Origin of the sequence: Gardnerella leopoldii (genome assembly GCF_003293675.1) — a bacterium.
Classification (GTDB): Bacteria; Actinomycetota; Actinomycetes; order Actinomycetales; family Bifidobacteriaceae; genus Bifidobacterium; species Bifidobacterium leopoldii.
Genome location: NZ_CP029984.1, coordinates 1,096,848 through 1,109,553 on the forward strand (window position 1 = coordinate 1,096,848; position 12,706 = coordinate 1,109,553).

General features: G+C 39.8%; 9 protein-coding genes and 1 tRNA gene. 4 read left to right on the forward strand and 6 right to left on the reverse strand.

What is annotated here, in order from left to right; translation table 11 throughout:
• Positions 1–220 precede the first annotated feature (220 nt).
• Positions 221–1,645 (forward strand): glycosyltransferase family 39 protein, encoded by a 1,425-nt coding sequence (locus tag DOD25_RS04470; RefSeq protein ID WP_234025933.1) that lies wholly within the window; start codon positions 221–223, stop codon positions 1,643–1,645.
• On the opposite strand, the gene DOD25_RS04475 is transcribed toward DOD25_RS04470, so the two are convergent.
• Positions 1,580–2,545 carry a DMT family transporter gene (locus DOD25_RS04475; RefSeq protein WP_004119679.1) on the reverse strand — a complete coding sequence of 322 codons (966 nt, stop codon included), beginning with the start codon at positions 2,543–2,545 and terminating at the stop codon, positions 1,580–1,582. The genes DOD25_RS04470 and DOD25_RS04475 overlap by 66 nt on opposite strands.
• 100 nt (positions 2,546–2,645) lie before the next feature.
• Positions 2,646–4,442: a phosphotransferase gene (locus tag DOD25_RS04480; RefSeq protein ID WP_004107503.1), complete on the reverse strand. Its 1,797-nt coding sequence runs from the start codon at positions 4,440–4,442 to the stop codon at positions 2,646–2,648.
• Between the two features lie 264 nt (positions 4,443–4,706).
• On the opposite strand from DOD25_RS04480, the gene DOD25_RS04485 reads away from it, so the two are divergent.
• Both DOD25_RS04485 and DOD25_RS04490 read left to right on the forward strand, forming a co-directional pair.
• Positions 4,707–5,837, forward strand: coding sequence for a LicD family protein (locus DOD25_RS04485; RefSeq protein WP_064340322.1), 1,131 nt, complete (start codon positions 4,707–4,709; stop codon positions 5,835–5,837).
• A gap of 268 nt (positions 5,838–6,105) precedes the next feature.
• Positions 6,106–8,298 (forward strand): hypothetical protein, encoded by a 2,193-nt coding sequence (locus DOD25_RS04490; protein WP_407645753.1) that lies wholly within the window; start codon positions 6,106–6,108, stop codon positions 8,296–8,298.
• A 325-nt stretch (positions 8,299–8,623) separates the two neighbouring features.
• Here DOD25_RS04490 and DOD25_RS04500 read toward each other — a convergent pair whose 3' ends face one another.
• From DOD25_RS04500 to DOD25_RS04515, 4 genes are all read right to left on the reverse strand, one after another.
• Complete coding sequence (locus DOD25_RS04500) at positions 8,624–10,636, reverse strand: glycoside hydrolase family 25 protein (protein WP_112928801.1); 2,013 nt, start codon at positions 10,634–10,636, stop codon at positions 8,624–8,626.
• A gap of 139 nt (positions 10,637–10,775) precedes the next feature.
• Positions 10,776–10,849 (reverse strand) — tRNA-Gly (locus DOD25_RS04505).
• A gap of 120 nt (positions 10,850–10,969) precedes the next feature.
• Positions 10,970–11,452 (reverse strand): holo-ACP synthase, encoded by a 483-nt coding sequence (locus DOD25_RS04510; RefSeq protein ID WP_004106305.1) that lies wholly within the window; start codon positions 11,450–11,452, stop codon positions 10,970–10,972.
• A 220-nt stretch (positions 11,453–11,672) separates the two neighbouring features.
• Positions 11,673–12,011 carry a DUF4190 domain-containing protein gene (locus tag DOD25_RS04515; protein WP_004106304.1) on the reverse strand — a complete coding sequence of 113 codons (339 nt, stop codon included), beginning with the start codon at positions 12,009–12,011 and terminating at the stop codon, positions 11,673–11,675.
• 14 nt (positions 12,012–12,025) lie between these two features.
• Here DOD25_RS04515 and DOD25_RS04520 point away from each other — a divergent pair, with 14 nt between their 5' ends.
• Positions 12,026–12,292: a hypothetical protein gene (locus DOD25_RS04520; protein ID WP_234025935.1), complete on the forward strand. Its 267-nt coding sequence runs from the start codon at positions 12,026–12,028 to the stop codon at positions 12,290–12,292.
• The last annotated feature ends 414 nt before the right edge of the window (positions 12,293–12,706 follow it).

A 12,706-nucleotide genomic window follows, 5' to 3' on the forward strand; every position in this document is an offset into this window, starting at 1 on the left:
TTCAAAAAGTATGATTGAGCGTTTTCAGCATGTAAGCGTAATGCTCGGGCGCTTTTTTAGCAATGCTATTGTATGGTGTTCAGCTGTATTTTTCAGCGCGTTAGCATTACTGACTTTAATTCTTTCTGCTCATCTTTTCCCCGGAGAATACAGACTTGAGTTTTTATGGTTTCAGTCGCCATTTGTACTCATTTTAAGTGCTTTATTATTCTTTATTTTCGTGTTTTTAAAGAAACGGCATGTTTTTGATAAAATCCGTATTCGATACTTTGCTGCAGCAGTTTTTGCTTATGTACTTGTATTGGGATTTTTGTGGATAAAAGTTACTCGTGCTTGGCCTGAATGGGATCCTGCTTATATGTTTAGCGCGGCGCAATATTATGCGGATCCTAATCGAAAACCTATAAATTGTGCTACTGATACGTCAGAATTATCGTGGATTATTTGCCCGGGCGGTTACTTCACTAGATTCCCATTCCAATTCCCTCTTCTTTCTCTTATGCGATTTTTGGTAATCGTCTTTGGCTCTAACGCGTACCTTGCTTTTGAAGTATTGAACGTGTTATGCGCTGCTATTACTGGAATTCTTATTGCATACTACGTAAATTTGTTGTTCCGTAATAAGAATGTAACTATTCTTTCTTTGCTTTTGTATGCAGCTTTTTTGCCTATGATTTTTTACGCGACTTTTGCGTATGGCAATACTGTTTGCTTACCGTTTGTTTTTGGCGCGCTCATTTTTCATGCTAAAAATATTAAAAGTGGAAGTTGGCTTAATGCGGTTCAGTCGTTGATTTGCATGTTCTTTGCTATATTGCTTAAGTCAACTATGGCTTATTGCTTAATTGGCATGATTGTCGTGTGGATTGTGTCGGCTTTGCGCTCTAAAAAGTGGGAACACGCTGTTTGCGTATTGCTTGCCATTGTGTTCTTTGCTTTAAGTAATGTTGCTGTGGCAAGTTCAGCTAATTCTTTCGGACATAATGCAAAAGATGGTTTGCCTTCTACTGTTTGGCTTGCAATGGCAACAGATCCCTCTCGCAAAATAGGTCCAAATAATCCTGGATGGTATAACGGGTATCCTACGAGCTTTGACGTTAAAACGTATAACAAAGATGATATTAAGAAAGAATCTACGGAATTATTGCGCAATAATCTTAGGCATTTCGCAAATAATCCGGGTGATGCCTTTAGTTTTGTCACTAAAAAATTTGCTGGAGAATGGCTTGAACCTACTTACGAATCTTTACTTGCAAGTAGTTGGAAGTGGAATGGTCCAAATAGACCAGTTTTGCTTGATCGCAAAATGAATCCTGTTTTAAGATCGCTTTATTCTGGAAAGCTTAATATTATTACATTTACTTTCTTAGACGCTCTTCAATTTATGCTTGTTGCTTTTACCGCACTATTCTTATGCGTAGCTCTACGAAAGAAAAAGTCAATTTCTTGCGAATATTTTACTCCGCTTGTTATTGTCTTAGGAATGGCTGTTTTGTATCTTGTTTGGGAAGCACAGTCGCAATATATTTTGCCAGCATACTTGCTTATGATTCCGTTTGCCGCGCGAGGTTTCGATATGCTACTTTCGCGCTACGAAAATCGTGCTGCAAATAATAGTAATGCAGCAAACCCAAGCAATAATTGATGGCATTGTTTGGTAAATTATGGAAGATGCAATCATTCCCCATGCAGCGTATGTGACGTTTGCTGCCATTGCGCGAGAGGCTCCTACTTGTGCAATTCCGCGATAATAGCTTAAATATGACCCTGTTCCAAGTAAGCCTATTGCAATTAGCATTGGTATAGTTCCTAAAAGCTTAGAGGACGCAAATATGCTACTCGCTGAAATATTGGCTGTGAAGCATAGCATTAACGCGATTATCGTGTAAGAAATAGCAGATACTGTTTCTCGAATGTGTAAGATTATTTCGTCGTCTACGCTTTGCTTTCTAGCGGCCCAAGCGCATACTACAGCTTCACTACCCCAACCAATTACGCTTAAAAATGCTCCAGCTAACCCTAATAGTGTGTTTGTAATGTTTGCAGAACTTAATGTATTTTGCGCATCAGAGCATGAATAATATCCAAGTACTCCTACTGCTATAAGAGCTAAAGTAAAAGCTGCGTATTTTTTTACACTTAAACGTTCTTTTAGCACGATTGCGGAAAGAACTGCTCCAAAAGCAGGATATAGTGCGGAAATCGCTGCAGCATACCCAGCTCCTATATTGCTTGCTGCTAAAACATATCCGCTCATGCCAATAGGCCCGCCAAGTAAGGATCCGATGATAATAGGCGTGAGAATTTTTGGCTTTTTTAGTATTTCAAAAGTTTTATTCCACTTTTTTCTAACACTTATATAAGTCCATATGAGTATTGCGCATACAATATCGTGAAGTAATGCGCCAATAATTCCTGTGAAGATTACTAGAGCAGTGTTGTTTTCGTATGACGTGTTATTTGTAAATACGAATGATACGGTTAAAAGAGCTAGAAGAGCTGTATCTACTCCCCATAAAAGTCCACTTAGAAACGAATACTTCATAATAAATACCACTTGCTTGTTAGAAGATGTTTGTGATTTGTTTCTGCTTGTTTATATGCTGCTTATTTAGCTTTCACTTGCTTGTTATTAGTTTGTCGATTTATTTATTATTTTCATAAGCTTTTAAAGCTTCGTTAATATATCGTTTCGCATAGCTGTAATACGTGTACATGCAAGTTCCTATATTTTCGCCTTCTGCTTGTTTAACAAGTGACCACAAATGCCAGCACCATCCTGCAAATCCTATATAAGCCAATAAATGACGCTTTTCTTGCGTAGATGGAGTATGCGCTAAATAAATAGGCATTGCTTCGCTTATTTCGGTGTTATTGAATTCGTCTGAAACACATAAAGTACCAAAATCTTGAGCGTAATCAGACATTCCAGCATATTCCCAATCGATAAGATGATAGCGATTGTTTTGATCTATTAGAATATTTGCGCCTAGTATGTCATTATGGCAAAGGCAAGTATGCGAGCCGTCTTGAGTAATTACAAAGTTATGAAGCTCGTCAGCTAAAACACTTAGGTCGATGATTTTTGGCGGTATTTCTACATTTCTATCATTAAGTTCTTTCATATAGCGCTGAGATTCTGCGTAAAAATCAAAGTTGCGATGCACGCTTTCGTTACTTTCATGCAAAGAACGAACTAATTTCAAGCTTTCCTGTAATTGGTTAGGATCGTGCATATTTGCAATATGGCAATCTGGCAAAAATCGTGAAATCTTCCAACCTTCTTTAGCGTCTGCTGTAATAAAAGTGCCATCTAAACCAAGTTTTTGAGCCAATTGCAAAGCTTCAGCTTCAGCTTGTCTGTTAATAAGCACGTCTGTTCCAATGCCAGGATGCCTATAAACGTATTCGCTATTGTCAACCGAAAAATGGCAAGATAAATTAGTAAGACCTTTTTTAAGCGGATAAACGTTATGAATATCGGATTTTTTGCAGTTAAGTGTTTGAGTGATATGGTCAAAAATTGCGCTATCAATATTTTCTAGGAAAAGTGGATCAAATTCGCGTAGCTCATCAATAGAATCAAATTCGTGAATAATTGGCGTATCGTACTTGCGTATTTGCATGTCGAGTTCGTCAATGTGTTCAATAAAAATATCTTCCCAAAGTTTTCCTGCAGTTTGTGGCAAATCGTATTCTTCACGAAGAATTTGCATAAATCGTTTAGAAAATGCTTCGTCAAAATATACGTGACCAATCATGTACCAAGCGTTACTTCCGCCAATCGTGACTTTTGTAATGCGATCATGCGCTCCGCAAGTCATGCACCATTCTTTAGTGTATCCTTGCTGGAATTGCGCGGAATAATAAGCTTTCCAAACGTATTTTTCAAATGGATTTTCGTCGAAATAATTGTCGGATGAGCAAATATAAGTGTTCGATAACTGGTTTGCTACTGCCATAATTGAACTGTTGTTATTGCGCGTGCTGTACTCGCTATTGGGCACGATTTTTACGTTAAAAGCGTCTTCTAAGTAGAAAAATTGCTCTTGCTTGTAGCCAACAACAATTGTTATATCGTTAATCCCAGCTTCGTTAAGTTGCTTGATTTGGCGTTCAATAAGAACCTCTCCTCGAACTTTGATTAGTCCTTTAGGTATCTCGTATGAAATAGGAGAAAATCTTGAAGAAAAGCCTGCTGCCATAATAATAGCGTTGCGTACTTTATATGGTTCAAGAGATTTCATGCCTTCTTCAGTGATGCGCAATTCATTTGTTGTTTCAATAAGATTTTTATTTTCTGCGCTTTTTATTGCTGAATTAACAGTTCCGAGTGAAATTCCTGATTGCGAGGCTATGTCTCGCTGGCTTAATTGCGCACTTCTGTTTTTGTTATTTAATAGCGTTGTAAGAAGCTTAAATTCGTTGTGATTGATAGCCATGCGAGCCTCGCTTGTGTTGGTATTTTGTTCATTATACAACAAGCGTTCAAAAATAGCTATTAAATTTTTATTTTGAACAACGCGCAGCTAAAGTGACCGAAACTGCGCAAGCATGTAAAGTTTATGTCGCTTTTTAGCGAAAATCCGACCAAAACTTTACAGACGCGTAAAGAATAGGTCGCTTGCAAGCAACAAAACGTATATAATGAGTAACCATATGACTTTTGCTAGTAAAAGTGAGAGAAAGCAACAGAAGGTGTAAGTATGGCGTCTGTATTTCGTAAGCTAATGCGCAAATTTATTGAGCATTGTCCTTCATCAAAACGTTCAATAAAAGATCTTAGAGCGCAAGTTAGCGATTTACAGAACAGCATAGATCGCATGCAACGCGTGTTAGACGAGCAATTGCCACGCATTATTGAAAACCAACGCAATATGCACGTTGACATACTTACGAATCGAGAGCACGCTTCTCTCTTAGCTTGGGCAAACTACCGTCATGACAATGAAAGCGATTTTGACGCTCGCAAGCGTTTTTACTATGGTCTTCCTCAAGCAACTGGTTCAGTGCGACTTATTCAACGCGGTTGCGCTTCGCTTTTAAATGAATTTGCAACGTTTGCTAAAGAATATAATTTGCAATATTGGGCTGATTTTGGTACTTTGCTTGGCACTATTCGCCATCGCGGATTTATTCCTTGGGATGACGATACAGATTTAGGAATGATGCGAAGCGATGTAGATAGGCTTCTCGAATTGCTTAAAAAAGATGAAAAGTTGTCTAAACGCTATCGCGCAGTGCTTATATTTGACCCTTACGTTTTCTGCAGGCAGCTTAGATTGCGATACAAAAATTCTGAAGACCCCAGCTTCATTGATATTTTCTTCTACGATTACATGCCTAAATACGATGAGCATACTAAGAAAAGGTTTATTGAAATTCGTGAAGAATTAAAAAAAGATTTGAAATCTAAACCTTTCTATAATAAATGGCACGCAAACGGATACTTGGAAGATGGCGAAGAGTTTAGTGACGAAATAGAAAATACTTTCACCAAATATCAAAATATTGCAAAAAGTGAAAATATTATTGCAGATAACATTACTAGCAACGAGTGCAATATTATTTACGGGCTTGATAACGTCGATTCTGAATTAATATACACATCGCAATATGAGGATATGTTCCCGCTTAGGCAAGAAGAATTTGAAAAATTCGCAATTTTAGTACCTAATAAAGCAGAAAAAATTCTCTTCAATTATTATGGGAATATTTATCAGCTTCCTTCAGATATGGTTTCGCACTTGCAGCATGTAAGCCGTGAGTTACTTAATAACAAACATACTATTGAAGCAATTGAACAAGATATTGAAACTAACCCTTATATGCACTGATCATGCTTAAACTCTGGAATGTAACAAGTATACGCATTACATTCATTGGCATTGATCGTAAAATACATAAAGCGGTAAGCCTTCGCGCTACTTGCCATGCGTTTGCAATATACTTGCTTTAAAAGTAACAGATTTTAGAACCGATACGCACAATAATGTGGGGTAAATAGTGGCAGCAATAGCGACAAAAAGCGAAATGCATGAAAACAGCACAAACGAAAAAAGTACGCGCATAATGCAGAGTTTTCTACTAAAAATAATGCCATCTATGCAAAATACGCAAAACTTTTTAAAAACCCACGCATTATTGCGCAAAATATTACCCTTTATAACAATATTTGTAATTACTGGACTTGTTACTATTTTCTTCTTCAGTAATCTATATCTTTCCTATAGTTCTAAAAATTATGCAGAAAAACAACTTGCTCTAGTTAACGCATCAATACCAGACTCCAGCAGCTATAATGCGCAAACAGGCAAAAAAGAAACTAAAGATCAAGCTCATATAGTTGGAAATACAATAAATATTCCAACTTCTGGATCAGATGTAATATTAAGCGACATCAACTCCGCTACTAAAGCTATAAAAATTGAGTTAGAGCAAACAAAACCAGTAACACTAGTTACAGGAACTGTTGAGATCGAAGACTTCGGCATAGCTCCAAACGCGTACACTCTAGCAGACTCTTTCCAAATGTCTACAGGAAAACACAACACTAGAACACTTCGATTTGAAAGCCACGGAGACGCTTATAAAATTCGCTTACACTTCAACCAAACAGGAGCTCCTTTTACACTCAAAGCTGTAACAGTAAATCCGCCTTTTGCGCTGCACATAAACTTTGGAATGTGGGCAATACTTTTCGTTGCAAGCTCACTTATATTCTTGGTATACAAGAAAAAGTGGTATTTGCTTAACTACGACCGCCACAATCTTGCACAAAATATAGTTTTTTGGGCAGTATGCGCAATGCTTATGGGATTCTCGCTCTACCTGTGCTTTGTTGTATATCACGGCCACGGCATACGAGTGCCATTCCCGTCTGACCTATACGATCGCGTCAACGGAAATCCGTACACTGAGCAGCTTAAAGCTTGGAAATCAAACTCTTTGGCTCTGCTGCAGCAGCCACCTAAAGAATTAGTAGAATCCGCAAACCCGTTTAGTTGGGGCCAACGCATGGACTTGGGTTCTAAAGGAGTATCCATACCTTGGGATGTGGTATTCCACAACAATCATTACTACTGCTACTTTGGCATAGTACCATTCCTGCTCACTTACTTGCCTTTTAATCTGCTCTTCCCACATGCAGTTCCTTCCGCAATATTAGTTGTTACAATATTTGCGGTTGCGATTATTCCGTCTATGTTCGCGCTTCTTAGAGAAGTTGTTGAATTCTTTGCAATACGTGCCAATTACTGCCTGTTTTTGCTTTCTGCAGCAGCCTTCCCATTTGGATGCTTAATCTTCTACTTGCAATCTTCAGCATCCCTTTACTATATGCCTCTGCTTAGCGCAATACTGTTCGGGATCTTATTCGTATACGCTTCTCTTAAAGCTGTGCGACTTCACGCAACTCATCCGCGCGCTGGGTATGCTCTTTTTGCACTCGCTGGCATAAGTCTTGCTTTACAGTGTGGATCTAGGCCAAACGCGTGCATTCCTGTTGTTGCTTTTATAGCTCCGCTGTTTATTGCGCTATTATTTGACGCGAAACGAAGTATTGCAAATCGCGTTGCTGCGGCTTCAAGCTTCCTTGTTCCTGCAATCGTAGGTGTAGCTGGAATATTAGCTTATAACTACTTGCGTTTTAAGTCTTTCTTTAATTTTGGCAATGAAGAGCAACTTACTAATTTCGATTTGCGATTTAATAGTAAATCTTTTGACCCTACTAAGATTCGCGATATTTTCCTTAATTATTTCTTAAAACCTTTTAATATTTCGGAAAATTTCCCATATATCTCTATACCTTGGGCAAATAATCAAGGTTATGGAAATTCTTTCTACACGCATATGATTTTCGGTCTTATGATGATTCCGCTTTTCTGGTGGCTGTTTACATTAAGACGTAAGTTTATGCAAAAAATTGAGTATATTATGACAGTCGTTGGATTAGTAGCATCCTTCTTGCTGCTGTACCTTAACTACTGTTTAGGCGGCAATTTGTACCGCTACTATTGCGATTCGATTATTATATTCATTTTGATTGCAATAATGAGTATGCTTCACAGAGTTAAGCCTTATAGCAAAGATATTGATATTACTTGTGAAAAAGATTGTGCAATTGCTGAGCAATCGTCTTTGCGTTTGTATATTCCAGCTGTGCTTTGTGCAGCGGTAACTATTGTAATAGTTGGTTTATTAGTATTCAGTAATCATACTGAGCCGTCTGCAGATATACAAAACGTAAACCCTGATTTATTCCTTAAGTGGAGTGATTTATTTACGATTGGTCGCTGATTTGCGCGACGACCTGCCGTAGCGCTTAAAGCGTAGCGCGCGAAGGCGACTCGGAGCGTGAGCTTGCTCAAGTTGAAAGCACGGTGTGCTTTCAACGCAAGCTCAGCAGCAAGTACACGCAAAGTGTACGAGCGCTATAAGCGCAAACACAAATTTTCCAGCCTCGTCAAAACCGAAAAATTAAATCAGTTACAAAACTCATAGACGATACTAAAGAATATCGAAAATAAAACTCGCGCAACATGAAACAAAATGTAAAATAAACTATATAAAAAATGGCCAGCATGCTGTTGAGCACACCGGCCACTTTAGCTAGTAGACTTAATTACTTAGCTTGCAATGTAGCCTTCTGGCAATCCTGACGCCAAATACCATTACCGTCATGATGCTCATCTTCAACAGGAGCACCGAGCTTTTCGAAGCCGCCGCGAGCGTAGTAATCTTTACGAAGATTGAACATAAGAACAAACTTCTTATCCTTACCATGCGTCCAAACGTCACCATTTTGGCAACGCTGACGCCACCAGCCAGCACCCATATTTTCCTCTTCGGCAACAGGAGCGCCAAGCCAAGCAGCACCACGATGCCCTTGGTAAGAGTCGCGTAACTCGAACTGAATCACGTACTTAATGTCTTTGCCGTGCGTCCAAACGTCACCGTTCTTGCATTGCTGACACCACCAGCCAGCACCCATATTCTCCTCATCGGCAACAGGAGCGCCAAGACGACCATAGCCACCATGCTTGTAGTAAGAGTCACGCAATTCATACTGAATTACATACTTCTTATCTCGACCCTGGGTAAACACGTCGCCATGCTGGCAACGCTGACGCCACCAGCCGCCACCCAAGTTTTCTTCGTCTGCAACAGGAGCACCAAGACGAGTGAATCCGCCGTGCTTGTAGTAAGAGTCGCGCAATTCATACTGAATCACGTACTTCTTATCTCGACCCTGCGTAAACACGTCGCCATGCTGGCAACGCTGACGCCACCAGCCGCCACCCAAGTTTTCTTCGTCTGCAACAGGAGCACCAAGACGAGCGTAACCGCCGTGCTTGTAGTAAGAGTCACGCAATTCATACTGAATCACGTACTTCTTATCTCGACCCTGCGTAAACACGTCGCCATGCTGGCAACGCTGACGCCACCAGCCGCCTCCCAAGTTTTCTTCGTCTGCAACAGGAGCACCAAGACGAGCGTAACCGCCATGACCATAGTAGGAGTCGCGCAATTCGTACTGAAGAATAAAGCTTTTATCTCCGTTGGTCCAAAGATCGCGGCGATTTGCTTTCTTACTTACTTTCCAGCCGTCTCCAACTTCTTGCGAAGAATTCGTGCTGGTGTTAGTAATAGTGTTACCAAACTCAGAAACACCATTGATTTCGCTGCCATCAGCCATGCCAAATGCGTTCAAATCAACGCGACCATCAATTCCGTCAACGCTGCCGTCGGAAGTGTACTGCCATCCGCGCAATGCTGTAGAAATAGGGAAGCCTACACGAGAACCGTAGCTAGCAACCCAGCTTGTACGCTCGTGAATATACTGAGAATTTAATGGTCCTCTCAAATAATTTGTATAAGAGTAAACGCCGAGCTTATGGTAGCCTGCAGAAACTAACTGATTCCACCAGGAAGCAACAATATCCTGGTAAACATATGGGGATGTTGGTGGTTTATGACCACTCCAGCTCCACTTTTCCAAATCGTAATAAACAGGATACGTTAAATCTTGAGGACTTACTCCAGCACCCTGTAAAAGATTTACAATGTCGGCGCCTTCAGCAGCACCATCTTCAGCTTTTTCAGCATAGGAATACATGTAAATGCCGAATGGAATACCAAGACGCTTGCATTCGCTAATATTGCGCAAAGCTTGCTTGTCATATCCATTATCCCAGCCATAGCTAATACGAATAATCGCACCATCTACTCCAGAAGCTTTTACAGCATCCCAATCAATTTCTTTTTGATGCTCAGAAACGTCAATAACCGCCTTAGCGTTATTAACGAACACATCATCATTTCCATCGATAAAAGCCGTAGTGCCATCAGCATCGCTCCAATGCGCACCATACTCATTATCAATAAACGAGCTTTGATACACAGTGCCAGAATGTGATTGAATAATAGGCTTAACAACACTTTTGGTATGCACATTAGCACGCACATTTGCATGCACATTAGTATTCACATGTTCAATCGATGAAGATTTTTGCGGCGCAATGACATTCATAGTGAAAGCAGTAGCAGCCGACACTAATCCAGCTAATACACGTACGATAATCTGTCCCACGAGTCCTCCAGACATGTTTTTTACGTGTTTCTCCGCTACTACCATAGCAATAGCACCCTAATAACAAGCATAAATTCAATAGAAATGTGAAAATAATATGCAAAAATATGTGATTTTTACAAAAAAACTGAAATAAATAAACCATTAAAAAGAGAATTGCAAAACGTAAAGCAAAAATAAAAAATGGAGCGGACGACGGGAATCGGACCCGCGTAATCAGTTTGGAAGACTGAGACTCTACCATTGAGCTACGTCCGCAATTACGCACCATACTTGCACGAAATATTCACGCACAAATATCGACTCGTTCAAGTATACAGATGCTTGTGACATCGACACAAGTGCACAAAACATATTTTTCTTATATTGTATCTTTTCTTATAAGACTTCAAGCATTACAACAGCTGATGCGAAAGCTGAATTATCGTCTAATAATCCGTCATGGCTGAGCGAAATATGCCAACGAATATTAGCTACGTGCTCACTACTATCTACACACTCGCTGGACGCACTGAAAAGCGATTTTACAAGTTGCGAATGCACATCTGAGCTGAGAATAACGCGCGGGCAACCATGGGAATCGTTAAGAATCTCGATACTAGCCCACGGCATGTTATCCAGAGTATATGGATAAGGGTTATTTATTGTGCATAACGCCTCGGACCACGCTTTAATCACAGCTTCTTTGCCAGCCCAACGTGCTGCAATATGTAAAGCTTTCTCATCATTCTTCACTTGCGCACGAAGATCACATTGTCGAAGCTCTCGCACAGAAAACAGCGCACGCCAACCGTTGCCATCCTGCATCTGCTGAGCAAACTGCGCAACGTTTACCAAGTCGTGCCCTATTCCTGCAATCATACACACCTACTTTTAGCATGCATACCTACTTTTAGAATGCGCACATGTTTTACACGCACCTACTTTTATGCGCACCTACTTTTAAATTGCATACTATTATTACTATATAAGCATATTTCGTTAGGTAAAAAGTAAAGGCGGATGCACAACACCCGCCTTTACAAGTAAATTTTTAATTATTACTAAAGAACTTATTATTACAAAATTACTTTATGCGAATTTAATAATTATAAGAACGAGAATAGCTGCTCTGCAAATCATTCACACCGTTAACAAAGGCATCAATCTTGCTGACCACAGTAATTTGAATATAAGCAGCAATAATAATAGTTATAATTCCAAGAACCAATCCTGCAACAGCCATACCGTGACCACGCTTGGCACCTGGAACACCAGCCTTGGTGTTACGCATTGCAAGAACAGCAAAAATAACAGACAGAATACCCAAAACCCACCAAATAATAGTGAATACAGGTACCCAAGCAAATATGGTACCAATAATTCCAAGAACTAATGATGCAACAGCCAAGCCTGAAACAGGAGCCTGCTGAATATACATTGGTTGCTGACCATATGGCTGCTGAGGTTGCTGACCATATGGCTGCTGAGGCTGCTGAGCATAAGGCTGCTGAGCGTAAGGCTGCTGTTGAGCAGGCTGAGCATACGGTTGCTGAGGTTGCTGAGCATAAGACTGCTGAGGCTGCTGAGCGTATGGCTGCTGTTGGACTGGCTGAGTGTAAGTCTGTTGGACTGGCTGAGCTTGAGGAACCGGCTGAGCTTGCGGAACCTGCTGGTTATTTTCGTCCATTTTCCCTCCATCTGCAAAAGCAATACAAGTAATACAATTCCATGTAGCTCATAAAGCTTTCCAAATAATTTCGATTGTCAAACGATAAGACAAACAATGCGATTATACAACATATGTAAGCCATGCAACACATACAACATTAATTAATTAATTAAGCGTCAACACATAACATATTTTGACATTTTTATGCTCTACGCAAAAATACTATATAAAATCTTGTATAAAATATATTTAAATCAACAATCACTTACGTGATTCTTTACTGCAGTAGCAAACGCCGAAAAAATCACGGCAAATGTTTTCCAAAACTACAAAAACGACAGCAAACGCCAGAAAATTATGCACGCTACGACCTGCTTAAGCATGTGCACAAGAAACGCTACAAGCGTGATTAATCCATATACGAATAAATTACTATAAAACGATAAAATTTTAGATAATTTTAA